Origin of the sequence: Mediannikoviicoccus vaginalis (assembly GCF_928097925.1) — a bacterium.
Taxonomy (GTDB): Bacteria; Bacillota; Clostridia; order Tissierellales; family Peptoniphilaceae; genus Mediannikoviicoccus; species Mediannikoviicoccus vaginalis.
This window is the reverse complement of record NZ_CAKMRI010000001.1, coordinates 353,284-380,154: the sequence shown is the minus strand read 5'-3', so window position 1 is coordinate 380,154 and position 26,871 is coordinate 353,284. Positions and strand designations below refer to the sequence as shown.

Below are 26,871 nucleotides of genomic sequence, written 5' to 3'. Positions count from 1 at the left end.
GCTTAAACTCCTAGTTTTTACATTTTAATCCATTATTATTTTTGTTTTTTATTAACTCTAGCTTTTTTTCTCTAGGTAGTTTCTTTATTTCTCTTTCACGTCTTTGAGCTATAAGCTTATCTTCATACTCTTCATAATACATAAGTTTTACAGGAGTTCTTCCCCTTGTGTACTTTGCGCCTTTTCCAGAGTTATGGGTCTCGATTCTTTTTTCTAAGTCGTTGGTCCATCCTGTATAAAGGCTTTCATCTCTGCATTTTAAAATGTAAACGAAATTCAAATCAGTTCACCAATGACCTTTTCTATAATACTATAATCAAAGCCTTTTGAAGAAAGAAAGGTATAAATTTTATTCTTTAATTTGAATCCTTCGAATTTGTTTTCCCATTGAGGTAATTTTTTCTCAACTAAATCCATGGCGTTTTCAAATTCAAGTTCTTTAAAATTTAACGAAAATTCATCTATAATATTTTTATCAATACCTTTATTTATAAGCTCATACTCAATTCTTCTATTAGACCACTTGTTAATTTCTGTCTTTGATTCGAAAAAAGCCTTAGCAAATCTATAGTCATCGATGTATCCATCTTCTTCAAGTTTTGAGATTATCTTATCTATATGGTTTTTTGACACATTCTCTTTTCTTAATTTGTCATACACTTCCCTCTTTGAGCGTATTCTATAACTAATGAAGTTAAGAGCTTTTGAGAAATTCAAATTGTAGTCATTAAAATCCCTAAGTTTATTAAATTCATCTTCATCTAAAACTTTACCCTTTGAAAGATTTAGTTCATTGTATAAGTTATAGCTTGCATTCAAAGTGTTTTTATCAAACTCGACTATAAAAAGTCCTTTTTTTTCGTCAAAACTAATGTCTTTTATTTCCATGTTGCAAAAAATGAAAAAATTATAGGGAATATCATAGCTATAACGAGTAATCCAGCGACTAACTTAATAATAAAATTATTTTTTTTCATATCTTACTCCTAAAATTAATGTTCAAATTTTTATAGTTTAATGATATCATATCATTAAATTCAAAATCAATTTTGAAACTTTTTTATTTGATGATAAACTTAAGCTTGATAGGGGTGATTGTAACTGAAAGAGGATAATTTACTTGAATTAATTAATGATAGGATTGACAATATTAAAGAATTTAATTTAAGCTTAGAAAAGGTTAAAAGTTTGCAAAATTTAAGAAGCATGAAACAAAAGGAACTCTTCTACAAGTTGCAAGAAGTTGAAGTTTTAAAGTCTTTAAACTTAAACACTGATATTAGTAATGGAATGCTTGAATCTATAGACTCTATTATTGACATAGAGTTCATGAAAGGTGTTCATTTAGATAATGAAAATATAAAGAAGTCGAAGGTAATGGAGAAAAAATACTATAGCATTAAAGAACTTCTTGAAAACTTTAAAATAAATAAGATGCAAAATGAAGTAGATGAAATACTTTTAAATTCCTTAAATGCACTAAAGAATGAAGATTTAGAAAAGATAAATATCTATGAAGACAAAACTTTAAACATACTTTTTTCTGCAGTAAAGAGCGGAGAGAAGTTTGATGAAAATTTAGATGAATTACTACAAAGTTTTAACGAAGAGGATAGACTTTTATTAAATCGTGTATTTAAATATGAAGAGGACTTGAGTGATGATATTAATCGCTTAAACAATATAATAAAGGAAATAAATGGTATGCTTCTTGCAGTAATTCCAAATAAAAATAATTTCATTATGTAGGGGGAAGATATGGCTGAATTTAAATATGAAATCGTTGAGAATCTAGGTATACTATCTGAAAATGACAAGGGATGGAGAAAAGAATTAAATCTTGTAAGTTGGGCTGAAAGACCTGCAAAGTATGATATAAGAGAATGGAACCCAGATCATACAAGAATGAGCAAGGGACTAACATTTACGGAAGATGAGTTAAAAATCCTGTTAGAACTTCTTAAAGAAGAGCTTGAAGATTGATTTAATTGAACTAAAATGCTACAATTTAACTAGATAATTAAATTTTAATAAGAAGATAATCTTGTAATGACAAGAAGATAAGAAAAAAATTTTGTTATAATAAAACTAATAATAATTAATTAACTGAAATTAACTTTCGTGTCATTTTGAAACGAAAGTTTTTTCTTATTCAGATTAAATTTTGGAGGGAAAAATGGACATATACAATCCTAATGCCATTGAAAAGAAATGGCAAAAGTATTGGGAAGAGAATAAAACTTTTAAAACGGAAATTGATGAAAATAAAGAGAAATTTTATGCACTAATAGAATTCCCATATCCATCAGGACAGGGACTTCATGTAGGCCACCCAAGACCATACACAGCTATGGACATAGTGTCTAGAAAGAGAAGACTTCAAGGATACAATGTTCTTTATCCAATGGGCTGGGATGCTTTTGGACTTCCTGCAGAAAACTATGCCATAAAAAACAAAGTACATCCTGCAGTAATTACAAAAACTAATATTGATAGATTCAAAAATCAAATGAAATCAATTGGTCTTTCATTTGACTGGAACAGAGAAATAGACACAACTGATCCTGAATATTATAAATGGACACAATGGATATTTTTAAAATTATTCGAAAAAGGGCTTGCTTATAAAAAGGAAATGCCTATAAACTGGTGTCCATCATGCAAGACAGGACTTGCAAATGAAGAGGTAATAGGCGGCAACTGCGAAAGATGCGGAAGTGAAGTAGAACACAAGATAAAAAGCCAATGGATGCTTAAAATAACTGAATATGCTGATAGATTAATAGATGATCTAGCGGAAGTTGATTACCCTGAAAGAGTTAAAATGCAACAAATTAACTGGATTGGGAGAACTCATGGCTGCGAATTAGACTTTAAAGTGTCTAACTCAGATGACTTTATAAAAGTTTATACAACAAGACCTGATACTATCTTTGGTGTTACTTATATGGTTATAGCAGTTGACCATCCACTACTAGAAAGACATAAAGATATTATTAAAAACCTGGATGAAATAGCTGCATACAGACAAGAAGCTGAAAAGAAATCCGAATTTGAAAGAACTCAATTAGTTAAAGATAAAACCGGTGTTTTAATAGATGGAATAACAGCTGTTCATCCATTTACAGGAAAAGAAATCCCAGTATATGTTTCAGATTATGTTCTAACAACATATGGCACAGGTGCTATTATGGCAGTTCCAGCCCATGACCAAAGGGACTATGACTTTGCAAAGAAGTTTGGACTTGAAATAATCCAAGTAATTTCACAGGGAGAAAAAGACGAACTTCCATTAACAGAAATAGTCAATGGCAAGTTAATCAACTCAGACTTTATAAATGGATTAGATGTTAAAGAAGCTTCAGAAAAAATAATTTCCAAAGCCGAAGAGTTAAAGATAGGAAATAGAAAAACCAATTATAAATTAAGGGACTGGGTATTTTCAAGACAGAGATATTGGGGAGAACCAATTCCACTAGTTCACTGTGAAAAGTGTGGTTGGGTTGCAGTACCTGAAGAGGAGTTACCTGTCAAATTACCTGAAGTAGATAATTATGAACCTACAGGTGATGGAGAATCGCCACTGGCAAATATAGAAAGTTTTGTTAATACAAAATGTCCTTGCTGTGGTGGAGATGCAAAGAGAGAAACTGATACAATGCCACAATGGGCTGGTTCATCATGGTACTATATAAGATATGTAGATCCTAAAAATAATAAGGGTGTAGCTTCAAAGGACGCAATAAATTATTATCTTCCTGTAGATTGGTACAATGGAGGAATGGAACATACAACTCTACACTTACTTTATTCAAGATTCTGGCATAAGTTCTTATACGATATAGGAGTAGTAAATACTAAAGAACCTTATAAAAAGAGAACAAGCCATGGAATGATTCTTGGAGACAATGGCGAAAAAATGTCAAAATCTAGAGGAAATGTTGTTAATCCTGATGATATTATAAGAGATTATGGAGCAGACACATTAAGAACTTATGAAATGTTCATAGGTGATTTTGAAAAGTCAGCGCCATGGTCAGATAATGGTGTAAAGGGTTGTAGAAAATTCTTGGAAAGAGTTTGGAAACTTCAAGACATGGTAGAAAAAAGTGAAGAGTATTCAGAAAGTTTAGAAGGAGAAATTCATAGAACCATAAAAAAAGTTACTGAAGACTACGAAAACTTAAAGTTTAACACAGCTATAGCTCAGCTTATGACTTTATTAAACGAATTTTATTCAAATTCTAAACTTACTTTAAAAGATTTTGAAACATTCCTAATACTATTAAATCCGGTTGCACCTCATATAACTGAAGAATTATGGGAATTAAATATAAAAAATGGCAAAGTACACGAACAAAGCTGGCCAGAATATGATGAATCAAAATTAGTAGAAGATGTAATAGAAATCCCAGTACAAATTAATGGTAAAGTTAAAGGCACTATAAAGATTAATATTGATGAAGAAAAAGAATCTATCTTCGATAAAGTCATTTCAAGTGATGAATTCAAAGATGCTTTAGAAGGTAAAAAGATAATTAAAAAGATTTATGTGTCAGGAAAAATAATTAATCTAGTTATAAAATAGATGCTTAAAATTTTATCCTAATTTAATAAGTGATATAAAATATTAATCGAGAATTAATATACTAAGTAATTTGGAGGAGTAAGATGAGACTTTCAACTAAAGGCAGATATGGACTGCATACTATGTTTGAATTAGCAAGACACTACGGGGAAGACCCAATTCCTCTAAGCGAAGTTTCAAAAGCTACCGATTTGCCTATGGGATATTTAGAACAATTGGTTAGAAAATTAAAAAAAGATAACTTAGTGGACAGCATAAGAGGACCAAAGGGAGGATATTTCTTAACGAGAGATCCTAAAGATATAACCGTAGGAGATGTTTTAAGGTCAGCTGAAGACTTTTTTGGCATTACAGAATGTTCAAGTACCGATGGAGTTTGTTGTAAGGAAGACCACTGTATTGCAAGACAAGTTTGGCAAGTCATTGAAGATGAGATGAACGATACAATTAATTCCATAAGTTTACAGGATATGGTAGATAGAAATGTTAAGAAAACAAGATAATTTTATCTTGTTTTCTTGACTTTTAAAGTAACTGAAATATTTCAAAAATCTATGATATACTATATTGAGAGATATTATAGATTTAGGGGTGTATATAAATGCCTTTTGATGTTCAACATTTACTTATAAATGCAATATTAGTCTTAGTGGTTTTTTTGTTATCTTTTAGCATCTACTATTTGATTAATATTGGGAATACGAAAGTAAGTTTACGAAATAGGTTAAAATTCGATCAAATATTCATAAAGAGAACGACGGTTATAATTATATTAATACTAATGACCCTGTTTATTTTTAATAAATTTCCAATCGTTAGTAGGACACTATCAACTGCAATAATTTCTGTAGTTGTTGCATACTTAATAAATCCTCTAGCCATGAAGCTTGAAGATTTAGGTTTAAAAAGATCGTATGCTATTTTAGTAGTGTATTTAATAGTAATACTTTTCTTTGCTATTATTGTAGTATTTTTATGGCCTATGCTTGTAGAGCAGCTTAAAAATTTAGTTCAGTCAATACCTCAAATAGTTCAATACATTAACGAGCTAGGAGAGAAAATAGGAGCTAAGTTCACAGACTATCCCGCAGCAAATGACTTTATAACAAATGGAACCAAGAGTATTTTAAAGAGTCTAAACAAAGTTCAAGACAATCTAATATTCGAAATGGGAAATATTGGAGAAAAAGTATCTGGACTTGCCAGTGGTATTATTAGGGTTGTTTTAATTCCTGTATTTACCTTTTACTTTATCATGTATAAAGAAAAGTATTTTGTGTGGATAAAAAATCAAGTTCCACCAAATAAATATAAGAGTACAACATCATTATTTAAAGAGATAGATAGAGTTAACTCTCAATTTGTTAGAGGAAGACTAATAATGGCAATAGCCGTTGGTGTTATGACTACTATATTCTTATTAATTATGAGAATAGACTATGCACTAATAATTGGGATTATAACATGTGTAGCAGATATAATACCATATATAGGCCCGGCTTTAGGATTTATCCCAGCAGTTGTTTTAGCTTTGGTGGATAGCCCAATCAAAGCTGTTATTGTGGCTGCGGCCTTTGTTTTAATCCAATGGGTTGAGAATAATATATTAGCACCAAAAATACTTGGAACTACCATAGGTCTAAATCCACTTTTAATATTGACCAGTTTGATACTTGGAGCGGGTATGTTTGGAGTTCCTGGAATGATATTTGCAGTTCCTGTTGTAGCTACTTTAAAAGTAGTGCTGGGACATTTTAAAAATGATATAAAGAATTTTTTCTTTGATAATAATCACAGAAACATATAGGAGAATTGAATGAAAAACTTAGGCTTAAATGAAATAAGAAAAGAATTTTTAGAATTCTTTCGCGAAAAAGAACACAATATAATAAAGAGCTTTCCATTAATACCTATGGATGATGACAGTTTGCTTCTAATTAATGCAGGTATGGCACCGCTGAAAAAATATTTTACAGGGGAATTAAAAATGCCAGGAAATAGGGCAGCGTCTTCTCAAAGATGTATTAGAACAGCAGACATTGATTCTGTGGGTATAACTCAAAGACATGGAACTTTTTTTGAAATGCTAGGCAATTTCTCTTTTGGAAATTACTTCAAAGAAGATGCAATTACTTGGGCATGGGAGTTTTTAACAGAGAGAATGGAAATACCAGAAGAAATACTATGGGTTTCTGTATATGAAGAAGATGAAGAGGCTTACTCTATTTGGAAAGATAAAATAGGTGTTCCTGAAGATAGGATTGTAAGACTTGGAAAAGCAGACAACTTTTGGGAGCTTGAAGAAGGACCTTGTGGACCTTGTTCAGAAATTCATGTTGATAGAGGCGTTGAAAATGGTTGTGGAGACCCAAACTGCAAGCCTGGTTGTGACTGTGATAGATTCTTAGAGGTGTGGAATTTAGTATTTACCCAGTTTAATAAAGACGCTGATGGAACTTATACTCCACTAAAACATCCTAATATAGATACTGGAATGGGACTTGAAAGAATTACAATGGTAATGGAAAATGCTGACAATATTTTTGAAATAAATCTTGTTAAGGATATTATCCATAAAATTGAAGAAATTTCAGGAGTTCAGTATAAAACTGACAGTAAAAAAGATATTTCAATAAGAATAATTGCGGACCATGTTAGAGCGATGACTTTCTTAGTTTACGATGGAATTATTCCTAGTAACGAAGGTAGAGGATATGTTCTTAGAAGAATAATTAGAAGAGCTTCAAGACATGGAAAATTACTTGGTATTAAAGATAATTTCTTACCGGAAGTTGTAGACAAGGTAATGGAAATTTACAATATGGAATATCCAGAACTTCTAGAAGACAAAGAGAGAATTACTAAGATTATTTCTTCTGAAGAAAGTAAATTCCAAGAGACTATAGATCAAGGTCTATCAATTCTTGAAGATTTAATAGACGATGCAAAAAAAGCTAACCATGATTATATAAAAAGCGAAGATGCGTTCAAATTATATGATACCTATGGTTTCCCAATAGACTTAACAGTTGAAATTCTTAAAGAGAATTCTTTAAATGTAAATCTTGATGAGTTTAAAAATTTGCTTGAAGAACAAAGAGAAAGATCTAGGTCTTCAAGACAAAGTGGAAATGTTGGATGGGCTAATGAAAAGAATGATTATCTAATCAATTTAAAAGAGTCTAACTTTGTTGGGTATGACAATACTTATGCAAAGTCTAAAGTTGATATGATACTAAAAGAAGGAGCTTTAGTCGATAGCTTATTAGCTGGTGAAGAAGGTATTATTGTAACAGAAACTACACCTTTTTATGGAGAAGGTGGAGGTCAAATTGGAGACACAGGTATAATAAAATCTAAAACTAGCTTGATAGATGTTTTTGATACAAAAAAGAATAAAAATAATGGAATTTATCATTTCGTTTCTGTTAAAGAAGGAAAAATCAATGTTGGAGATGATGTAGAACTTCAAGTTGATGTAGATAGACGTCGTGATATTACTAAAAACCATACAGCAACTCACTTGTTACACAAGGCCCTAAGAGATGTTCTTGGAAATCACGTTCACCAAGCTGGTTCCTATGTTGGTCCAGACAGACTTCGTTTTGATATAACTCATTTTGAAACTATTTCTAAGGAAGATTTATTAAAAGTACAAAATATAGTAAATGAGGCAATATCAAGAGCTTTACCTGTAGAAAAACAAAATATGACATTAAAAGAATCTGAGGAATATGGTGCTGTAGGTCTGTTTGAAGACAAGTATAAGGACATTGTTAGAGTTGTTTCCATAGGAGACAAATTCTCTGTAGAACTTTGTGGTGGATGCCATGTTGAAAATATAGCTGAAATTCAAATGCTAAAGATAGTTTCAGAATCTTCAGTTGCGGCAGGTGTAAGAAGAATTGAAGCCATAACAGGTAGAAAAGTATATGAAGTTCTAAAGGAAGATGAAAATCTTTTAAATGAATTATCAGATGAATTAAAGTCAGAAAAGAAAGATTTGACTTCAAAAGTTAAGGACATGCACCTAGAGCTAAAAGCTTTGGAAAAAGAATTAGCTAAACTTGAAGAAAAAGACAGTTTAAAAGGCAGTGATGATATCCTTAAACATGTACAAGAAACTTCTGGAATAAAGTTTATAGCTCATAAAGTAAATGATATGTCGGTAGATAACTTAAGAGCATTGGGAGATAACCTAAAAGATAAATTACAATCTGGAGTAGTTGTACTTGCTAACATAAGCGGGGATAAAATAAACTTCTTATCGGCAGTTTCAAAAGATTTAGCAGGAAAGACTATTTCTGCTGGAAATGTAGTTAAAGAAGTAGCTAAAATTACCGGAGGAAACGGTGGAGGAAGACCTGATTTTGCAATGGCAGGTGGAAAAGATATAGACAAAGTAGATGAAGCTTTATCATCTGTTAAGTCTATAATCGAAAGTTTAATTAAGTAATATTAGTAATAACAAGGAGGTTTTTATGAATAAAGATCATTTGAACGAAACTATGATGTTTGAACCACAAAAAGATTCTGAAAAATCAATTAAAGAAATTTTAACAACAGTTTATGAACTCCTAAAAGAGAAGGGATATAACCCAATTAATCAAATCATAGGATATTTACTATCTGATGACCCTACGTATATAACCTCTCATGGAAACGCTAGAAATATTATTAGACAAGTTGACAGAGATGATCTACTTGAAGAAATTCTTAAAAATTATTTAAAAGAAGAAAAATAAAATGAAATTAGTAGAATTAGGAAACACTGGAATTATGGTTTCTCCAATGTGTTTCGGAAGTTTAACTATTACGCCTTTTCAAAGCAATCTACCTGTAGATGAAGGGGCATATCTTATAAGATATGCCTTTGAAAAAGGCGTTAATTTCATTGACACAGCCCAGCTTTATGATAATTATGAGTATTTAAAAAAGGGATACGCTGGAATTTCTAGAGATAAATATGTTATAGCAACAAAAACCTATGCATGGAATAAAGAACTTGCAAAAGAGGCCCTAGAAGAAGCTCTTAGTAGATTGGGGACTGATTATATCGATGTGTTTTTATTACATGAACAGGAATCAGAATTTACAATTAAAGGACATTACGAAGCTTTAGAATTTCTTATTAAAGCTAAAGAAAAAGGGTATATAAGAGCAGTAGGGTTATCAACACACAGAATTTCTGGAGTTGAAGGTGCCAATAAGTTTAATGAAATAGAAGTTCTGCATCCAATATTAAATAAAAATGGTCTTGGAATTCCCGATGGAAATGCAGAAGATATGATAAGAGTTCTTAAAGAGGCAAAGTCTTACAATAAAGGTATATATAGTATGAAACCGCTTGGTGGAGGTCATCTTATACCTGAAGTATATGACTCAATTAAATTTGTCAAAGAACTAAATTTAGCTGATAGCATAGCAATAGGTTGCCAATCAAAAGACGAAATAGATTGTAATGTTGATCTCATTATTGAGGACAAGTACAACGAAAAATTAGAAAAACTTTCATCTAGAAAGAGAAAACTTATAATTGAGGATTATTGCGTCGGATGTGGAAAATGCGTTAAGAGATGTGATCAAAATGCATTATACCTTGAAAACAACAAGGCAAAGGTAAATCCTAAGAAATGTGTGCTTTGTGGATATTGCGCCACTGTATGTGAAGATTTTTATATCAAAGTAATATAAGGAGTTATAATGGAAAGATTTATGGGTTTAGATGTAGGAGATAAAACTATTGGAGTAGCTATTAGTGATCCATTTTTTATTACTGCTCAAGGTCATAGTACTATTATTAGAACCGGAATAAAAAAGGATATTCAAAAGCTAAAGGAAATAATTAAAGAAAATGAAGTTTCCAAAATAGTCGTTGGACTACCTAAAAACATGAATAATTCCATTGGTCCACAAGGTGAAAAAGTATTAGACTTTGTTTCTCGTATGAAGAAAGAGTTGAATAATGAAATAATTTTACAAGATGAAAGGCTTACTACGGTTTCTGCAGAGCGTATTCTAATTGAAGGAAATGTCAGTAGGAAGAATAGAAAAAAAGTGATTGACAAAGTTGCTTCAACATATATACTTCAATCATATTTGGATATGATAAAATAAGGAGATATTATGAATATAATTGAAATATACAATGAAAACAATGAAATAGAAGAATATTATCTTGTAGATAGTTTCGGTGTGGAAGACGATGATTATGTAGTTTTAAAATCTACAGACGAAGACGATGAAATGTTATATATATTTAAAACTGTAAAAGATGAAGATGGTCAAGTTTTATTTGAAGGAATTGAAAATGAAAAAAAACTTGATGAGGTTGTAGATATATATTTAGAATTAAAAGAGGAAAACGACAAAAAGGGAGGTAGATAGCAATGGATTTAGATAAATTCAAATCTATACTTCAAAATAATGGATACAAGATAACTAAGCAAAGAGAAGTTATTTTTGAAACATTACTTGAAAATTCTTCTGAGCACTTAAGTCCGGAAGAACTACATTTAATTGTAAATAAAAAAGATAAAGATATTGGTATAGCAACAGTATATAGAACTTTACAATTATTTGAGGAACTTAACTTAGTATACAAATTAAATTTTGATGACAATAGATATAGATATGAGTTAACAAGAGATGAAGAACATCAACATCATCATTTAATTTGTACACAATGTAATAAAGTTGAAGAAGTAAGTTATGACTTAACAAGTGATATAGAAGAAAGTATAAGAAAAAATTATGGTTTTAAAGTAACAAATTATGTTTTGAAGTTTTTTGGTATCTGCTCTCAATGTCAGGAGAAAAATAGTAAGTAAGGAGATTTAGATGCCAAATAAAAAAGGAAAAACATATAAGAAATATAATGGTAGAAACAATAAAAATAACAAGGATGGAAAGTTGAAAATAATTCCTCTTGGAGGAATATCTGAAATTGGTAAAAATATGACTGTGGTTGAATATGGCAATGATATCATCGTTGTTGATGCTGGATTGACTTTTCCAGATGAAAGTATGCCTGGAATTGATATTGTTATACCAGATATTGATTATTTAGAGAAAAATGCACACAAAGTTAGAGGGATTGTAGTAACCCATGGACATGAAGACCATATAGGTGCAATACCTTTTGTTCTTAAAAAACTAGATATTGATGTATATGCTACAAATCTAACTATTGGTTTAATTAAAAATAAAATTATTGAACATAATCTTAGCTCAAACAATTTAAAAGTTGTTGAGAAAGGTCAAACTATAAAACTAGGATGTTTCGATATTGAATTTGTACAAGCAAGTCATAGTATACCAGATGCCGTTTGCCTTTCTATCAATACTCCACTGGGAGTAGTTTTCTTTACAGGAGATTTTAAGATAGATTATACTCCAATTGACGGTGATAGAATGGATCTTACAAGAATTGCTGAAATAGGAAGAAATGGGGTTTTAGCACTTGTTGCTGACAGTACAAATGTTGTGAGAAGCGGTTATACTCTAAGTGAAAGGTCCGTAGGAGAAACATTTATAGATTTATTCGGAAAAGCGAAATCACGAATCATTGTTGCAACTTTTGCATCTAACTTGCATAGAATACAACAAGTTATTTATGCTGCAGAGCACTATAATAAGAAAGTTGCCCTTTCAGGTAGATCGATGATAAATATTATTTCCGTTGCCAAGGAATTAAATTATCTTGATGTTAGAGATAATACTTTAATTGAACTTAAAGATATTAATAAATATGATGGTGACAAGATTGTATTATTAACTACAGGTTCTCAAGGTGAGCCAATGAGTGCTTTAACAAGAATGGCCTATGGAGAGCATAGGATGGTAAAACTTACACCTACGGATACTATTATTATTTCTGCAACACCAATACCTGGTAACGAAAAGACTGTGTCTCAAATAATAAATAAATTAACTGAAATAGGTACAAATATAATTTATGATGCCTTAGCTGATGTTCATGTTTCAGGACATGCTTGTCAAGAGGAGTTAAAACTTATGCATGTGCTTGTTAAACCTAAGTATTTTATACCAGCCCATGGCGAGTATAGACATTTAAAAGTTCATGGAGAATTAGCAGAGTCACTGGGTATGAACAGCGAAAATATATTTATTGGTAGAAATGGAAATACCTATGAGTTTACTAAAAAGGGCGCAAGATTATTAGATACAGACTATGCTGGAAATATATTAGTAGACGGTCTTGGAGTAGGTGATGTTGGAAATGTTGTACTTCGAGATAGAAAACATCTTTCAGAAGATGGACTTATTGTGGTTGTAATCACGGTTAATAAAGACACAAACGAAATTTTATCTGATCCAGATATTATTTCCAGAGGATTTGTATATGTTAAAGAAAGCATGTCTTTAATGGATGATGCAAAGCATGTTGTTGAAAATTCTCTACAAGAATGTCAAGAGAATAATTTAAAAGACTGGGGAAGTATTAAACATCAAGTTAGAGAAGATTTGAAAAAATTTGTATTTAGTAAAATAAAGAGAAGACCAATGATACTTCCTGTAATTATAGAAGTTTAGGAGATTATGATGGATTTAGTTTCAAAAGCAACTGAAATAGGCAAAGAGCTTGCACAAAGCTCTGAGTTTATAGAATATAAAAAATTACATGAAACAGTTTATAAAGATGAAAAAAACAAGGATATGATTGATGACTTCAGAAGAAAAATTCTGGATTATGAATTAAAAAAACAAGAGAATAAGGCTACAGATGAAGACTTTAAAAATCTTCAAAATTTACAAAATATATTGTCCTTAAATCCAGAAGTTAGTAGGTTTTTGTTTTCTGAAGCTAGTTTTTCTATGAAACTTCAAGAAGTGTTTCAAGCTATTGAAGAGGAAATTAAATTAGATTAATGATAGTAGATTCAAATGTCGAAAATTATATAAGATCTTTATCAAGTACAAAAGATTCAAAGCTATTGGAGCTAGAAAAATATGCTAAAGAAAACCATGTTCCAATAATTGAAGCTGAAGTGGCCAACTTTTTAAATGTTATTGTTAGTTTGCAAAAACCTAAAAGGATTTTGGAACTTGGAACAGCAATAGGCTATTCATCCATTATTATGAATCTAGCATATAGAGATGCTAAAATAATAACTTTAGAAAAAAATAAAAAAATGGTTGAAATTGCTAAAAAAAATATAATGGATTTTGAGTTTAGTGATAGTGTTGATGTCGTTCAATGTGATGCCTATGAATATCTATTAGATTGTGACGAAAAATTTGACATGATATTTATAGATGCAGCAAAGGGACAGTATCTAAAGTATTTTGAAGAGTCTATGAAATTGATAAATGATAAAGGTATTATTGTATGTGACAACGTACTTTTTAAAGGTATGGTATGTGATGAAGAGGCACTTACAAAACGTCATAGAAAAATAACTATCGTCAAAAGATTAAATGAGTTCCTTGAATATATTTCGAATTTAGAGGAATACAAAACGTCAATTATACCTATAGATGATGGAATGTCAATATCCTATAAGATTTAATCTCTTATAGGATATTGTTTTGATGAGGAGTTTAGATTGAAAAAAATAGAATTACTTGCCCCAGCTGGGGATTTAGAAAAATTAAAATATGCAATTCATTATGGAGCAGATGCGGTTTACTTAGCTGGTCCAGAATTTGGAATGAGAAAGGCTTCTAAAAACTTCACTAATGAGCAATTGTTAGAAGCTATAGAGTTTGTTCATGAGAATAATAAGAAGATTTATATAACTTTAAATATTATTCCACATAATGAAGATTTAGTAGGATTAAAAGAATATGTACAGTTTCTTGTAGATAGCAAGGTAGATGCACTTATTGTATCAGATCCTGGTATATATTCAGTTATTAGGTCTGTAAGTAAAGATATTGAAATACATTTATCAACTCAGGCTTCCGTAACAAATTATGAGACCGTTAGATTTTGGGAAAATATGGGAGTTAAGAGAATTGTACTTGCAAGGGAACTATCACTAGAAGAAATAGAAAATATAAAGAATGAAGTACCAGATGTAGATCTTGAGGTATTTGTACATGGAGCTATGTGCATTTCCTACTCTGGAAGATGTTTACTAAGTAACTACATGACAGGTAGAGATGCTAATAGGGGAGACTGTGCTCAGGCATGTAGATGGAAATATAACTTAGTTGAAGAAAAAAGGCCTGGTGAGTATTATCCAATTGAGGAGGATGATAATGGTACCTTCATATTTAACTCTAAAGATTTATGTATGATAAAGCATATTCCTGAACTTTTTAAAGCCAACGTAGATAGCTTAAAGATTGAAGGAAGGGTAAAGACATTATATTATGTTGCTACAGTAATTAGAAGCTATAGACTTGCCATAGATGCTTATTATAATGGAACTTATACAGAAGAATTAGCAACAGAGCTTTTAGATGAAATAAAAAAAGTTTCTCACAGAGATTTTACAACTGGATTCTTTTTCAAAAAACCAGATGAACATGATCAGCTCTATACAACCAGCTCATATATTAGAAATTATGATTTTGTAGGTGTAGTTCTAGACTATGACAAGAGTACAAAAATAGCTACAATTGAGCAGAGAAATAGAATATTTTCAGGAGATGAACTTGAAGTGTTTGGACCAGAATATAAATACAAAAAGTTTATAATGGGTGAAATGACAAATGCTGAGGGAGAAGTTGTAAATGTAGTTCCGCGAGCTAAAGAGATATTTAAGACAAAAATAGACTTTCCTGTAAAAAAATATGATTTAATTAGAAAGGCAATTGAAGAGTAGATTTTATGAAAAAGAAATACACTATAATAACTTATGGATGTCAAATGAATGAACATGACTCTGAAAGGATTAGATATATTTTAGAAAATCTAGGATACGAGCGAACTGAAGATTTAGAAGAGTCGGATTTTATTATATACAATACATGTCTTGTTAGAGAAAATGCAGAGCTTAAAGTTTATGGACAACTTGGTGCTTTAAAAAGACTTAAAGGAGAAAAACCAGACATGATTATTGCGGTTTGTGGATGTATGATGCAAACGGGTGATGCAAGGGATGTCATTAGAGAAAAATACAGACATGTTGATATAATATTCGGTACTAAAAATATTTCTATGCTACCTAACCTTATAGACAGACATTTAAATACTGGTAAGATGGTAGTAGATATATCAGAGACAGATTTAATTGACGAAATACCAAATTTAAATAGAGACCATGACTTTATAGGATATGTAAATATTATGACAGGATGTAACAACTTTTGTACCTATTGCATAGTACCTTATGCAAGGGGAAGAGAAGTTAGTAGAAGTCCGGAAAGTATATTAGAAGAAATAAAAATACTTGCACATAAGGGTTATAAAGAAGTCACTCTACTTGGACAAAATGTAAATTCATATGGAAAGAATTTAGACACAGCTTGTTCTTTTCCAGATTTACTTAGAATGATAAATAAGGTTGATGGAATTGAAAGAATTCGATTTTTAACTAGCCATCCAAAGGATCTATCAGATGATTTAATTGATGCAATGGCTGAATGTGATAAAGTATGCGAAAACCTACACCTACCATTCCAAGCAGGATCAGACAGAGTGTTAAAGGCAATGAACAGAAAATATACTCAAGAGGATTATTTAAATCTTGTAAAAAAATTAAAGAATAAAATTCCTGAAATAACTCTATCAACGGATATTATTGTTGGATTTCCTGGAGAAACAGAGGAAGACTTTGAAGAGACTCTTAAAATAGTTAGAGAAGTTAGATATGACCAAGGATTTACTTTTATCTATAGTAAAAGAGAAGGCACAAAGGCTGCTACAATGGATGATCAAATACCAAGGGATGTAAGTCAGAAAAGATTTGACAGACTAATAGAAGAGATGTATCAAATATTTTATGAAAATAATGAAAAAATGTTAGGTGAGACGGTAGAAGTATTAGTTGAAGGACCTAGCAAAAATAACGAAGATATATTAACGGGAAGAACTAGAGGATATAAGCTTGTTCATTTTGAAGGGCCTAAAGACTTAATAGGAAAACTGGTTCAAGTGAAAATTAATAGTCATAACTCTTTTTCACTTAGCGGAGAATTAATATAAGGTGATATAATGGAAAATTTAACTCCAATGATGCAACAGTATATGAAAGTAAAAGAAGAGAATAAAGATTGTATTCTATTTTTTAGACTGGGAGATTTTTATGAAATGTTCTTTGATGATGCTATAACAGCTTCAAGAGAGCTTGAAATAGCCTTAACTAAAAGAGATTGTGGTAATAATCAAAAATGTCCTATGTGTGGAATTCCATATCATGTTGCTGATACCTATATATCAAAACTTGTGGAAAAAGGCTACAAAGTTGCAATATGTGAGCAATTAGAAGATCCAAAAGAGGCAAAGGGAATAGTTAAAAGAGGGATAATTGACAAGGTAACACCTGGCACAATAATTAATAAAGAATCGACAGATTCTTCTGATTTTAACTATTTAATGGCCATTTACTTTGATGATAATATAGTAACTTTAGCATATTCTGATATATTAGATGGAAATATTCATTTCACTAAAATCAGATATTCCAATTATGAAGAATTAGAAAAAAAGATAGAAAATGAAATGATAAAAGTAAGTCCATCAGAAATTATCTATAATGAGAATAAAGCCTTTTCGCAGGACTTTTTAAGTAACTTAGCTGAGTTAAATAACATTACCTTAACTACTTCAGAAAATATCGATACAGATGAGCATTTGAAAATTATAAATGAAAAGGAAATTACCTCTGAATTAAAAGATTTAAAAAGCTTCAAAGCTATAAGCATGCTATTAAGTTACATTTATAATTATAGAAGTGAAAACTTAACGCATATTAAAAACGCATATTATTTTGAAGTAGATAAATATTTGAACATTGATTCTCATACAATTATAAACTTAGAAATTCATAAGAATCTATCAACGGAATCAAAAAGAGGTTCACTTTATTCAATATTAAATAAGACCTCTACATCTATGGGAAGTAGGCTTCTCCATAGTCTACTAGAGAGGCCATTGATGGATAAAAAAGAAATTATCAATAGACAGGAAATAGTAAACTCTTTTTACAATTCTAGAGCCTTACAAAATAATATATCGAATTTATTAAAAGAGATATATGATTTGGAAAGACTTATTGGAAAATTATCCTTTGGAAGAGCTAATGCTAGAGACTTAGTTTCTTTAAAAATTTCTATTGAAAAACTTCCAGAAATAAAAAGAGTTATTTTAGAAAATGACAGTAAAGTCTTAAAATCAATGGTTGACAAGTTAGACACATTGACTGATATCTATGAACTATTAAATAATTCCATTGTAGAAGAACCACCAATATTAATTACAGAAGGTAATATTATAAAAGTTGGATTTGATGCACATCTAGATGAAGTTAGAGATAATAGAATAAAAGGAAAGAAAAGATTAATTGAATACGAGATAGAGCTCAAAGAAGAAACAGGAATAAAGAATTTAAAAGTCGTATTTAATAAAAAATTAGGATATTTTATAGATGTAACAAAAAGCAATTTAAAATTTGTTCCAGATTATTTTGAAAGAAAACAAACTTTGACTAATTCTGAAAGGTTTATTACTCCTGAACTCAAGGAAATTGAAAACATGATTTTAAGTTCAGATTCTGAAATAGTAAACCTAGAATATGAGATATTTAATAGAATTAGACTTGAAATACTTGATTGTATTAATCGTATAAAGGAAACATCAAAAATAATATCTGAAATAGATGTATTCAATTCCCTTGCAATTGTCGCATATGAAAATAAATATGTTAGGCCAAATTTAAACAATATAGGCCTTATACAAATAAGTGGTGGAAGACATCCCATTGTTGAAAATTCTATAGGTTTAGAGAATTTTATAAGCAATGACACTACTATAGGCTTAGGATACAATGACATCCAAATACTTACTGGACCGAATATGAGCGGTAAGTCAACTTATTTAAGACAGATAGCAATAATTGTGATAATGGCACAAATAGGTTCATTTGTTCCTGCTGATGAAGCAAATATATCCATTGTGGACAAAATATTTACTCGTATTGGTGCATCGGACAATCTATATAAGGGAGAAAGTACCTTTATGGTTGAGATGAATGAAGTTAGTAATATTATAAAAAACTCAACTAAGGATAGCCTTTTAATTCTAGATGAAGTTGGAAGAGGTACAAGCACTTTTGATGGACTAAGTATAGCTTGGGCAGTACTTGAATATATTAGCAAGAAAATTAAAGCAAAAACTCTATTTGCCACACATTATCATGAATTGACAGAGCTTGAAGGAAAAATGGATAATATTATTAACTTGAAGGTTAAAATTCAAGAAAATAAAGATGGCATTGTATTCCTAAGAAAAATTGTGGAAGGAAAATCAAATAGATCTTATGGTATTGAGGTAGCTAAAATAGCCGGTTTACCACTTGAGCTTACAAATAGAGCCCAAAAGATACTTTCAAATATTGAGAGAGAAAGAGAAAATGATTCAGAAATTATAGAAGAATCTCTTTTTGATATGAGTCACGAAGAAGTTGACTCCTCATATGAGATTTTTATTGATAAAATTAGAAATGTTAATGTAAATATGCTTACCCCTATGCAAGCATTGACAAAATTAGATGAAATAATTAAAGAAGCTAAGGATTTGTAGGTACTATGATAAAAATACTTTCAAAAGACACAATTCAAAAGATTGCTGCAGGAGAAGTTATTGAAAGACCTTTTTCTGTAGTTAAAGAACTTGTTGAAAACTCAATAGATGCAAAGGCCACTGAAATTAAAGTTGAAATTTCTGAAGGTGGATTGAATTATATAAAAGTTACAGATAATGGATGCGGAATTTCAAAGTCAGAAGTAGAAGTTGCAGTAAAAAGACATGCTACTTCAAAACTTGATAACTTTAACGATCTTTATAATATATCTTCTCTTGGTTTTAGAGGTGAAGCTCTAGCAAGTATAACTTCCATTTCCAAAACCACTATAGAAACAAAAACTAAAGATGACGATATAGGATCTTCTTTTATATTTGAGTCATCACAACTGGTTTCACATAGTGATATTGCAAAAAATAATGGTACTTCTATAATTGTTGAAGATTTGTTTTACAACATACCTGTTCGAAAGAGGTTTTTAAGTTCAACAATATCAGAATCCAATGCTATAACTTCAATTATGTATCGACTTGCTATAGGTAATAATGATATTGGATTTACTTATGTAAAGGATGATAAAGAAATTTTTAGAACTATTAAGGGTCAAGGTTTAAAATCCAATCTATCAGAGCTTTTTGGATTTGAATTTACAAAAGAGCTTTTAGAAGTTGATATTGATAAAAAGGATTTTAGCATCAAGGGCTATATATCAAATAATAGATATTACCGTTCCAATAGGTCCATGGAATATATTTATATCAATGGAAGATACGTAAAAAACTCAGATATTTCAAATGCAATAGAAAAAGCCTATGGTTCATTAATACCTAATGGAAGATTTCCAGCTTTTCAATTATTTTTTGATATAAAACCAAATCTTATTGATGTAAATATTCATCCAAATAAAGAAAAAGTTTCTATTGTTATTTTAGATGATATTAAAAATTCGATTAATAAAGAATTGCCTAGAATTTTAAATGAAAGCAAGAATCTATTAAACTTATCTGTACAGGATAAGGACGAAGAAGTTCCAAAGCTTTATAATAATGACCTTAAAGATTTACTAAATAGATATTCTGATTCAGATGAAGAAAAAGGTTTAAACTTTAATGGTATCCATAGTATTACAAACTTTGAAAATTGTTCTAACAATGAAGAAGATTCTACCATTTCAGACCTGGATGCTAAATATGACGTTGTCATAGAAGAGAAATATATGCCTTCTGATGATTTTACTAAAAATGAAATTGAAGATGAAGAAGATATTGAAATTGACAATATAAGTTATTTTAGTGAATCAAGTAAAGAAAAAAAAAATATCAATATATTGGGACTATTTTCAAAACCTATAATATTTTTCAATCTCTTACAGAAGATAAGATTATACTAATGGATCAACATGCTGCACATGAAAGAATAAATTTTGAAAAATTTCTAAATTTATATGAGAAAAAAGAAGTTGCTAGTCAACAACTCATAAGTCCAATTTTAATTACTGTTACAAGTGAAGAAATTGATTTATATAAGAAATTCTCTAATATGTTCTATGATTTAGGTTTTGAAGTTGATGCATTTAGCAACGATACACTTATAATAAGAGGACTTCCTGAAATTTTAGAAATTCCAAAAACAGGAGATCTTTTTACAAATATATTGGATAGGTTAAATGATGATATTAACAGCTTTGATGATTCAGAAATTATTAATAAGATAATTTCTATGTCTTGTAAAGCATCTGTTAAATCAGGAGACTTTATGTCGAACTTGGAACTTGAAGGACTTTTACAACAACTTTTACAATGCGAAAATCCTCTAACTTGTCCACATGGACGACCAACTATAATAGAAGTTAGTAAAAATGAACTTGAAAAACTATTTTTGAGGGTCAAATAATGAAAGACGTAATTTTAATTGTTGGTCCAACGGGAGTAGGGAAGACCAAGCTATCATTAATCTTGGCAAATAAACTCAAAAGTAAAATAATTTCAGCAGATTCTATGCAAATATACAGAGGAATGGACATAGGAACTGCAAAAGTAAGTAGAGAAATTCAAGACGATATAAAGCACTATTTAATTGACGTTGTAAATCCTGATGAAGAGTACAATGTATCAAACTTTCAAGAAGATGCTTTTCAAATAATTGACAATTTATTATTAAAAGGACAAACTCCTATTGTTGTTGGAGGTACAGGACTATATATAAACTCCTTAGTTTACAAACTTGAATTTGGTAATGAAGAGCCAAATGAAGAATATAGAAATAAACTTTGGAGAATATATGAAGAGAAAGGATCTCAAGCTCTTTTAGATTTACTCAAATCAAAGGATCCTAACTCACTTCAGACAATACATGGAAATAATATTAAAAGAATTATTAGGGCTATTGAGTATAATCATACGACGGGCCTTAAATACTCTGAAAAAAATGATAATTTTAGAGAAGAGAATAAAGATTATAACTTTCATATCTATTGTTTGGAAGAAGAAAGATCAAAGCTTTATGAAAGAATAAACCATAGGGTTGACGAAATGATTGATGAAGGTCTTTTAAAAGAAGTAGAGTCATTAATTTCAAAATATGATAAAAATTCTATTTCATTCAAGGGAATCGGATACAAAGAGGTTGTAGATTATTTAGAAAATAAAACCGATTATGATGAAATGTTAAGACTTCTTAAAAGAAACTCTAGAAGACTTGCAAAAAGGCAATACACATGGTTCAGAAGAGATAATAGGATAAATTGGATTGACATAGAGAAATATGGCTACGATTTTGAAAAGATAGCCGAGTATATTTTGAGGGATATAGATGAATAAAGAATTTTACAAAGATGTATATGGAATAGATGAAAAAACATATTATTATGTTTGCAATATTGAAGAAGGATTACAGGAAAGATTTAATAAACTAAAAGAAATAGAAGAATACAATCTTTTAAAAATATTAAACGCTATGCAGGAAAGTAAACTTTCATCTTCTGACTTTAACTGGACCACAGGTTATGGATATGGAGACCCTGGAAGAGATAAAGTAGAAGATATATACAAGAAAGTATTTAAAGCTGAGGATGCATTGGTTAGACCAAATATTGCTTCTGGAACTCATGCATTAGCATTGGCTTTACAGGGGAGTTTATTACCAGGGGACTCGATACTTTCCATTAATGGTGATCCATATGATACATTAAGACAAGTTATTGGTATTGAGGGTGAGAACACAGGTACACTTATAGAACTTGGCGTTAAATATGACAAAGTAGATTTACTTGAAGATGGTAATATAGATTTATTCACTGTGAAAGATAAGATTATAAAAAATAAACCAAGACTAGTAATGATACAAAGATCTACAGGCTATAGTCTAAGAGATGCACTTAGTTTGGAGCAGATAGAAAAGGCTATAAGTTTTGTTAAATCTCTAGACAAAAACATTATAGTTATGCTAGATAACTGCTATGGAGAGTTTACAAGAGTACAAGAACCTTCAGAATTGGGGGCTGACTTAACGGTTGGTTCTCTTATAAAAAATCCAGGTGGGGGAATAGCTCTAAGTGGTGGTTATATTGTAGGTACACATAAATTAATTGAAAGAATTGCTATAAGACTCACATCTCCAGGCCTCGGGAAAGAAACTGGTTTGACATTTGGTACTACAAGAACAACACTACAAGGACTGTATTTTGCTCCTAAAGTTACAATGGAAGCACTTAGAGGAGCTTTGTTATTTGCATCTACTTTTGAAAGTTTAGGTTTTAAAACTTTTCCAAACTCTAATTCAACTAGATACGATATAATTGAGGCAATTCAATTTGAAGATGAAGAATTAGTAGTTGAATTTTGTAGAAGCATTCAAGAAGCTTCTGCAGTAGATTCTTTTGTAACCCCTTATCCTTGGGATATGCCAGGATATACTGACAAGGTTATAATGGCTTCAGGATCTTTTATAGACGGTTCTTCCATAGAAATATCTGCAGATGGTCCTCTTAGGGAGCCTTTTGTAGCTTACTATCAAGGTGGACTTAACTTCTATCAATGCAAGTTGGCTTTGATGAAAGTCTTACAAAAATTTGTAGAAATGAACAAAATAAAAATATAGATGGATTAGTCCATCTATATTTCTCTAAACAATCCTATTACTTTTCCCAAAATTTCAACTTGCTTTGTTATTATTGGATACATGCTTGAGTTTTCAGGCCTAAGTTCAATATGATCACTATGTCTGTAATAAGTTTTGACTGTGGCTGAGTCTTCTATAAGAGCTACAACTATATCTCCATTCTCTGCAACATTTTGTTTTCTTACTATTATTTTATCTCCATCCAAAATTCCTGCTTCTATCATTGATTCTCCAGATACATTTAGTATAAATAACTCACCTTTTTGAGAAAACTCAATAGGTAGGGGAAAGGTATCTTCAATATTTTCCATTGCAAGAATTGGTTGGCCAGCTGTGACCATACCCACTATAGGTATATCATATGTTTCTTTTTTGCCAACAGTCATATAATCATCCATATCAATTATTTCAAGAGCTCTATTCTTAGTAGGATCCCTTCTAATATAACCCTTTTTCTCAAGCTGTATTAAATATGAATTGATAGTAGACGTTGATTTTATAATCTTTATATCTTCAATAATTTCTCGGTATGATGGGGGATATCCATTTTCATTTATGAAATTCTTTAAAAATTCGAGAAGTATCATTTCTTTTTTATTTAAATCTTCATACATTATTAACACCTCATTTAAGTAAATTATAGCATATAGATGTTTAGTAAACAAACATAAGTTCTAAATTGCGAAAATTTGTTCGAAAAGTATTGACAATCGTTCAAATGTTCGATATCATATATTTAACGAACATATGAACGGAGGACGTTATGAAAAAGTATAGAATAGTAAATAAATTTAGATTTTATGTAAGCATGAGTATTATTATATTGACACTAATTACAATAGTAGCACTTGCATTTAATTATACATTGTCAAAAGGGCATGAATCAAAGATTGAGTATATGTCATATACAGTTAGAAGCAATGAAACAGTTTGGGATATAGCAAAAGAATCGGATTATAAAGGAGATATAAGAAATTTTGTAGATGAAATAATAGAAATAAATAACTTAAAGGATTCTAAAATATATCCTGGACAAATTATAGCGATACCTAAATAGGGATCGCTATAATTCATTTAATGGATTTTTAGAAATTGCATCTCTAAGCCCTTCATTATCTACATGAGTGTATATTTGAGTTGTAGATACATTTTCGTGGCCTAAAATCTCCTTTAAAAGCAATATGTCCACATCTCCATACTTATACATCAAAGTAGCTGCAGTATGTCTCAATTTATGGACGGAAAATACATTTGTATCTAATCCAGCTTCTTCTAAATAGAAATCAACTCTTCTTTGTACTGTACGATTGCTTATTTTAGAGTTTCTATTACTGATAAAGAGGTAAGGGTCTTCTATATCAGGTCTAATTTTTAAATAGTCATCTATTGCTTTGTTACATACATTATTTAAATAGATAGTCCTTTCTTTATTTCCTTTTCCAGTTACATTTATTGTGTCTTCTTTAAAATCAGAAATCTTTATATTTGTAAGTTCATTAAGTCTAAGACCACAGTTTAAAAATAAGAGTATTATTGCAAGATCTCGTTTTTGTACAAATTCATCTTCAACAATTTTTACAGCGTTTATTAATCTCTTTGCTTCATCTAAAGTTAAATAAATGGGATTTTTCTTTTCTATTTTTGGAGTTTCCAAATTATGAGCAGGATCGTTTGAAATCATCTTTCGAATTTTATATAAATAGTCGAAAAAAGTTCTAAGGCTAGAAGCAGTTCTTGCTCTAGTAGTAGTGGAGTGATTTTTATATCTATCTGTGTAAGCAAGATATGAATGTAAATCCGCTAGCTCAATTTTATCCAAATAATCTTCAGGAAAATCTTTTATATTAATTCCAACAATTTCTTCTTTTTTATATTTTTCCATATTGAATCGATATATAATGTACTTTAAGAAACAAGAAATACTATATCCATACTCCTTAGTTGTGGAGGGGGAATGTCCTTTAATTGTTTCTATATAGTCTAAAAAGTCTATTAGTATAAGAGGGTAGTCTTTCATAAGTCACCTTTTTAATTTTTTTATTTTGTCGCAAAATAATAGTTTTGTGACAAAGTTCATTAAATTTATTATACAGCATAAATCAGAATATGTAAAGAAGCTTTATATTCAAATCATAGGTATAAACATAAAAACAAGGCCTTATTTTGCGTTCTAAGGCCTTTAAAATAATTTTGTGACTAATTACTCATCAACATATCAAAAACGGATTTAAAAGGAAAGTACCACTATTAAGACTATTTTGCTAATTTTTCTAATTCTATAATCCTTTTAATGCCTTCAATAATTAGTTCTTCATCTGCTGCATATGAAATTCTTATATAATCATCATTTCCAAAACCTATTCCTGGAACAACTGCAATATTAAATTCATCAAGTAATACTTCAGAAATATCTATTGAACTGTTTAAAATTTTTCCATTAAAGGATTTACCTATTAGAGATTCGATATCGATAAAGATATAAAAAGCTCCCTTTGGTGAGTTAATAGTAAGATTTGAATTTTTTGAAATATAATCAATAGCTTTTTTACGGCGGTTATTAAATTCATCAATCATATTTGTTATGCCATTATATTTTGATTCGTCTCTAAGTGCTACGTATCCAGCGTATTGTGCAATAGAGTTTGCACATGCTGTAGTATGACTTTGGACCGCATTCATTATCTTTATAATATCTTCATGTGCAGCGCAATAACCAAGTCTCCAGCCAGTCATTGAATATGTTTTTGAAAATCCACTAATTGTTATGGTATTATTTTTAATTTCTTCACTTAATGATGCAATACTAACATGTTTGGTATCATAAGTAAGTCTTTCATATATTTCATCTGCAATTATAATTACATTATTTTTTACAGCCCAATTTCCAATTTCCTTAAGTTCAGACTCATTATAAACTGAACCAGTAGGATTATTTGGATTATTTAAAATTAATATCTTCGTTTTGTTTGTTAATTTTTCATCAAGAGATTTAACATCTATCTTAAATTCATTTTCCTTTGATGTATCAACAATAACTGATTTTCCACCTGAAAGTCTTACCATTTCAGTATAACTAACCCAGTAAGGACTTGGTATAATAACTTCATCTCCATCATTTATAATTGAAAATATAGCGTTGAACAGGCATTGTTTAGCTCCTGTTGATACTAAAATATTGGAGCTATTATATTTAATATTATTAAAGCTCTTTAACTTTTTAACAATTTCTTCCTTTAATTCTATAATTCCAGAAGTTTGTGTGTATTTTGTAAATCCTTTTTCAATTCCCTCTAAAGCACCTTTTACAATATAATCAGGAGTATTAAAATTAGGTTCTCCAACTGTTAAATTTATTATTTGCTTTCCATCTGACTTTAACTTTTTAGCCTTGGCTGATAGTTCTAAAGTAATAGATGGCTTTACTTCTGCTGCTTTAATGTTATACATTTT

The 26,871-nt window shown here is 30.1% G+C and carries 27 protein-coding genes; 22 read left to right on the top strand and 5 right to left on the bottom strand.

Features of this window, described 5'->3' with window-relative positions; genetic code table 11:
• Positions 1 to 10: 10 nt before the first annotated feature.
• Together L6651_RS01885 and L6651_RS01880 are read right to left on the bottom strand one after the other, a co-directional pair.
• On the bottom strand, positions 11 to 280 hold the full coding sequence (locus L6651_RS01885) for a GIY-YIG nuclease family protein (protein ID WP_237036368.1): 270 nt from the start codon (positions 278 to 280) through the stop codon (positions 11 to 13).
• A complete protein-coding gene (locus L6651_RS01880; RefSeq protein ID WP_237036367.1) occupies positions 277 to 888 on the bottom strand; it encodes a regulatory protein RecX in 612 nt (203 codons plus the stop codon). Before L6651_RS01880 ends, L6651_RS01885 begins: the two co-directional genes overlap by 4 nt.
• A gap of 300 nt (positions 889 to 1,188) precedes the next feature.
• On the opposite strand from L6651_RS01880, the gene L6651_RS01875 reads away from it, so the two are divergent.
• The 21 genes from L6651_RS01875 (at position 1,189) to L6651_RS01775 (ending at position 23,400) form a co-directional block, all read left to right on the top strand.
• Complete coding sequence (locus tag L6651_RS01875) at positions 1,189 to 1,749, top strand: hypothetical protein (RefSeq protein WP_237036366.1); 561 nt, start codon at positions 1,189 to 1,191, stop codon at positions 1,747 to 1,749.
• 9 nt (positions 1,750 to 1,758) lie between these two features.
• Positions 1,759 to 1,983 carry a YdbC family protein gene (locus L6651_RS01870; protein WP_237036365.1) on the top strand — a complete coding sequence of 75 codons (225 nt, stop codon included), beginning with the start codon at positions 1,759 to 1,761 and terminating at the stop codon, positions 1,981 to 1,983.
• Between the two features lie 193 nt (positions 1,984 to 2,176).
• Positions 2,177 to 4,588, top strand: a complete 2,412-nt coding sequence (gene leuS, locus L6651_RS01865; RefSeq protein ID WP_237036364.1) for a leucine--tRNA ligase — start codon at positions 2,177 to 2,179, stop codon at positions 4,586 to 4,588.
• An 83-nt stretch (positions 4,589 to 4,671) separates the two neighbouring features.
• Positions 4,672 to 5,091, top strand: a complete 420-nt coding sequence (locus L6651_RS01860; RefSeq protein ID WP_237036363.1) for an RrF2 family transcriptional regulator — start codon at positions 4,672 to 4,674, stop codon at positions 5,089 to 5,091.
• A 98-nt stretch (positions 5,092 to 5,189) separates the two neighbouring features.
• Positions 5,190 to 6,395 (top strand): AI-2E family transporter, encoded by a 1,206-nt coding sequence (locus tag L6651_RS01855; RefSeq protein WP_237036362.1) that lies wholly within the window; start codon positions 5,190 to 5,192, stop codon positions 6,393 to 6,395.
• Positions 6,396 to 6,404: 9 nt separating this feature from the next.
• Positions 6,405 to 9,044, top strand: coding sequence for an alanine--tRNA ligase (gene alaS / locus L6651_RS01850; RefSeq protein ID WP_237036361.1), 2,640 nt, complete (start codon positions 6,405 to 6,407; stop codon positions 9,042 to 9,044).
• Between the two features lie 25 nt (positions 9,045 to 9,069).
• Positions 9,070 to 9,333 carry an IreB family regulatory phosphoprotein gene (locus tag L6651_RS01845; RefSeq protein WP_237036360.1) on the top strand — a complete coding sequence of 88 codons (264 nt, stop codon included), beginning with the start codon at positions 9,070 to 9,072 and terminating at the stop codon, positions 9,331 to 9,333.
• 1 nt (position 9,334) lies between these two features.
• Entirely contained in the window at positions 9,335 to 10,282 is a 948-nt protein-coding gene (locus L6651_RS01840; RefSeq protein ID WP_237036359.1) for an aldo/keto reductase, read from the top strand.
• Between the two features lie 9 nt (positions 10,283 to 10,291).
• Positions 10,292 to 10,705 carry a Holliday junction resolvase RuvX gene (gene ruvX / locus L6651_RS01835; protein ID WP_237036358.1) on the top strand — a complete coding sequence of 138 codons (414 nt, stop codon included), beginning with the start codon at positions 10,292 to 10,294 and terminating at the stop codon, positions 10,703 to 10,705.
• A 9-nt stretch (positions 10,706 to 10,714) separates the two neighbouring features.
• A complete protein-coding gene (locus tag L6651_RS01830; RefSeq protein WP_237036357.1) occupies positions 10,715 to 10,975 on the top strand; it encodes a DUF1292 domain-containing protein in 261 nt (86 codons plus the stop codon).
• Positions 10,976 to 10,977: 2 nt separating this feature from the next.
• Positions 10,978 to 11,418, top strand: a complete 441-nt coding sequence (locus L6651_RS01825) for a Fur family transcriptional regulator (RefSeq protein ID WP_237036356.1) — start codon at positions 10,978 to 10,980, stop codon at positions 11,416 to 11,418.
• A 10-nt stretch (positions 11,419 to 11,428) separates the two neighbouring features.
• Entirely contained in the window at positions 11,429 to 13,144 is a 1,716-nt protein-coding gene (locus tag L6651_RS01820) for a ribonuclease J (RefSeq protein ID WP_237036355.1), read from the top strand.
• A 9-nt stretch (positions 13,145 to 13,153) separates the two neighbouring features.
• Positions 13,154 to 13,480: a YlbF/YmcA family competence regulator gene (locus L6651_RS01815; RefSeq protein ID WP_237036354.1), complete on the top strand. Its 327-nt coding sequence runs from the start codon at positions 13,154 to 13,156 to the stop codon at positions 13,478 to 13,480.
• Positions 13,480 to 14,121: an O-methyltransferase gene (locus L6651_RS01810; protein ID WP_237036353.1), complete on the top strand. Its 642-nt coding sequence runs from the start codon at positions 13,480 to 13,482 to the stop codon at positions 14,119 to 14,121. The genes L6651_RS01815 and L6651_RS01810 overlap by 1 nt, the downstream gene beginning before the upstream one ends.
• Before the next feature lie 36 nt (positions 14,122 to 14,157).
• Positions 14,158 to 15,384 (top strand): peptidase U32 family protein, encoded by a 1,227-nt coding sequence (locus L6651_RS01805; protein WP_237036352.1) that lies wholly within the window; start codon positions 14,158 to 14,160, stop codon positions 15,382 to 15,384.
• 5 nt (positions 15,385 to 15,389) lie between these two features.
• On the top strand, positions 15,390 to 16,706 hold the full coding sequence (gene miaB / locus L6651_RS01800; protein ID WP_237036351.1) for a tRNA (N6-isopentenyl adenosine(37)-C2)-methylthiotransferase MiaB: 1,317 nt from the start codon (positions 15,390 to 15,392) through the stop codon (positions 16,704 to 16,706).
• Between the two features lie 9 nt (positions 16,707 to 16,715).
• A complete protein-coding gene (mutS, locus tag L6651_RS01795) occupies positions 16,716 to 19,301 on the top strand; it encodes a DNA mismatch repair protein MutS (protein WP_237036350.1) in 2,586 nt (861 codons plus the stop codon).
• A 5-nt stretch (positions 19,302 to 19,306) separates the two neighbouring features.
• Positions 19,307 to 20,692, top strand: coding sequence for a DNA mismatch repair endonuclease MutL (gene mutL / locus L6651_RS01790; RefSeq protein ID WP_237036349.1), 1,386 nt, complete (start codon positions 19,307 to 19,309; stop codon positions 20,690 to 20,692).
• Complete coding sequence (locus tag L6651_RS01785; protein ID WP_331473713.1) at positions 20,629 to 21,195, top strand: DNA mismatch repair MutL family protein; 567 nt, start codon at positions 20,629 to 20,631, stop codon at positions 21,193 to 21,195. Before mutL ends, L6651_RS01785 begins: the two co-directional genes overlap by 64 nt.
• Positions 21,195 to 22,121 (top strand): tRNA (adenosine(37)-N6)-dimethylallyltransferase MiaA, encoded by a 927-nt coding sequence (gene miaA, locus L6651_RS01780; RefSeq protein WP_237036348.1) that lies wholly within the window; start codon positions 21,195 to 21,197, stop codon positions 22,119 to 22,121. The genes L6651_RS01785 and miaA overlap by 1 nt, the downstream gene beginning before the upstream one ends.
• Positions 22,114 to 23,400: a methionine gamma-lyase family protein gene (locus L6651_RS01775; RefSeq protein WP_237036347.1), complete on the top strand. Its 1,287-nt coding sequence runs from the start codon at positions 22,114 to 22,116 to the stop codon at positions 23,398 to 23,400. Before miaA ends, L6651_RS01775 begins: the two co-directional genes overlap by 8 nt.
• Before the next feature lie 14 nt (positions 23,401 to 23,414).
• Here L6651_RS01775 and lexA read toward each other — a convergent pair whose 3' ends face one another.
• Positions 23,415 to 24,035 carry a transcriptional repressor LexA gene (lexA, locus tag L6651_RS01770; RefSeq protein WP_237036346.1) on the bottom strand — a complete coding sequence of 207 codons (621 nt, stop codon included), beginning with the start codon at positions 24,033 to 24,035 and terminating at the stop codon, positions 23,415 to 23,417.
• Positions 24,036 to 24,184: 149 nt separating this feature from the next.
• Between lexA and yneA the strand changes: the two genes are divergently transcribed.
• Positions 24,185 to 24,478: a cell division suppressor protein YneA gene (yneA, locus tag L6651_RS01765; RefSeq protein ID WP_237036345.1), complete on the top strand. Its 294-nt coding sequence runs from the start codon at positions 24,185 to 24,187 to the stop codon at positions 24,476 to 24,478.
• Between the two features lie 6 nt (positions 24,479 to 24,484).
• Here yneA and L6651_RS01760 read toward each other — a convergent pair whose 3' ends face one another.
• Positions 24,485 to 25,438: a tyrosine recombinase XerC gene (locus L6651_RS01760; protein WP_237036344.1), complete on the bottom strand. Its 954-nt coding sequence runs from the start codon at positions 25,436 to 25,438 to the stop codon at positions 24,485 to 24,487.
• Positions 25,439 to 25,674: 236 nt separating this feature from the next.
• Positions 25,675 to 26,868: a pyridoxal phosphate-dependent aminotransferase gene (locus L6651_RS01755; RefSeq protein ID WP_237036343.1), complete on the bottom strand. Its 1,194-nt coding sequence runs from the start codon at positions 26,866 to 26,868 to the stop codon at positions 25,675 to 25,677.
• Positions 26,869 to 26,871: the final 3 nt, after the last annotated feature.

Bases quoted from the DNA above. Each gene is read 5' to 3' on its own strand.
- L6651_RS01815 (WP_237036354.1), top strand. From the start codon at position 13,154: ATGGATTTAGTTTCAAAAGCAACTGAAATAGGCAAAGAGCTTGCACAA.
- mutS (WP_237036350.1), top strand. From the start codon at position 16,716: ATGGAAAATTTAACTCCAATGATGCAACAGTATATGAAAGTAAAAGAA.
- alaS (WP_237036361.1), top strand. From the start codon at position 6,405: ATGAAAAACTTAGGCTTAAATGAAATAAGAAAAGAATTTTTAGAATTC.
- leuS (WP_237036364.1), top strand. From the start codon at position 2,177: ATGGACATATACAATCCTAATGCCATTGAAAAGAAATGGCAAAAGTAT.
- L6651_RS01755 (WP_237036343.1), bottom strand. From the start codon at position 26,868: ATGTATAACATTAAAGCAGCAGAAGTAAAGCCATCTATTACTTTAGAA.
- miaB (WP_237036351.1), top strand. From the start codon at position 15,390: ATGAAAAAGAAATACACTATAATAACTTATGGATGTCAAATGAATGAA.
- L6651_RS01810 (WP_237036353.1), top strand. From the start codon at position 13,480: ATGATAGTAGATTCAAATGTCGAAAATTATATAAGATCTTTATCAAGT.
- L6651_RS01870 (WP_237036365.1), top strand. From the start codon at position 1,759: ATGGCTGAATTTAAATATGAAATCGTTGAGAATCTAGGTATACTATCT.
- ruvX (WP_237036358.1), top strand. From the start codon at position 10,292: ATGGAAAGATTTATGGGTTTAGATGTAGGAGATAAAACTATTGGAGTA.
- L6651_RS01760 (WP_237036344.1), bottom strand. From the start codon at position 25,438: ATGAAAGACTACCCTCTTATACTAATAGACTTTTTAGACTATATAGAA.
- lexA (WP_237036346.1), bottom strand. From the start codon at position 24,035: ATGTATGAAGATTTAAATAAAAAAGAAATGATACTTCTCGAATTTTTA.
- L6651_RS01845 (WP_237036360.1), top strand. From the start codon at position 9,070: ATGAATAAAGATCATTTGAACGAAACTATGATGTTTGAACCACAAAAA.
- L6651_RS01855 (WP_237036362.1), top strand. From the start codon at position 5,190: ATGCCTTTTGATGTTCAACATTTACTTATAAATGCAATATTAGTCTTA.
- L6651_RS01820 (WP_237036355.1), top strand. From the start codon at position 11,429: ATGCCAAATAAAAAAGGAAAAACATATAAGAAATATAATGGTAGAAAC.
- L6651_RS01880 (WP_237036367.1), bottom strand. From the start codon at position 888: ATGGAAATAAAAGACATTAGTTTTGACGAAAAAAAAGGACTTTTTATA.
- L6651_RS01830 (WP_237036357.1), top strand. From the start codon at position 10,715: ATGAATATAATTGAAATATACAATGAAAACAATGAAATAGAAGAATAT.
- L6651_RS01775 (WP_237036347.1), top strand. From the start codon at position 22,114: ATGAATAAAGAATTTTACAAAGATGTATATGGAATAGATGAAAAAACA.
- L6651_RS01860 (WP_237036363.1), top strand. From the start codon at position 4,672: ATGAGACTTTCAACTAAAGGCAGATATGGACTGCATACTATGTTTGAA.
- mutL (WP_237036349.1), top strand. From the start codon at position 19,307: ATGATAAAAATACTTTCAAAAGACACAATTCAAAAGATTGCTGCAGGA.
- yneA (WP_237036345.1), top strand. From the start codon at position 24,185: ATGAAAAAGTATAGAATAGTAAATAAATTTAGATTTTATGTAAGCATG.
- L6651_RS01825 (WP_237036356.1), top strand. From the start codon at position 10,978: ATGGATTTAGATAAATTCAAATCTATACTTCAAAATAATGGATACAAG.
- L6651_RS01840 (WP_237036359.1), top strand. From the start codon at position 9,335: ATGAAATTAGTAGAATTAGGAAACACTGGAATTATGGTTTCTCCAATG.
- miaA (WP_237036348.1), top strand. From the start codon at position 21,195: ATGAAAGACGTAATTTTAATTGTTGGTCCAACGGGAGTAGGGAAGACC.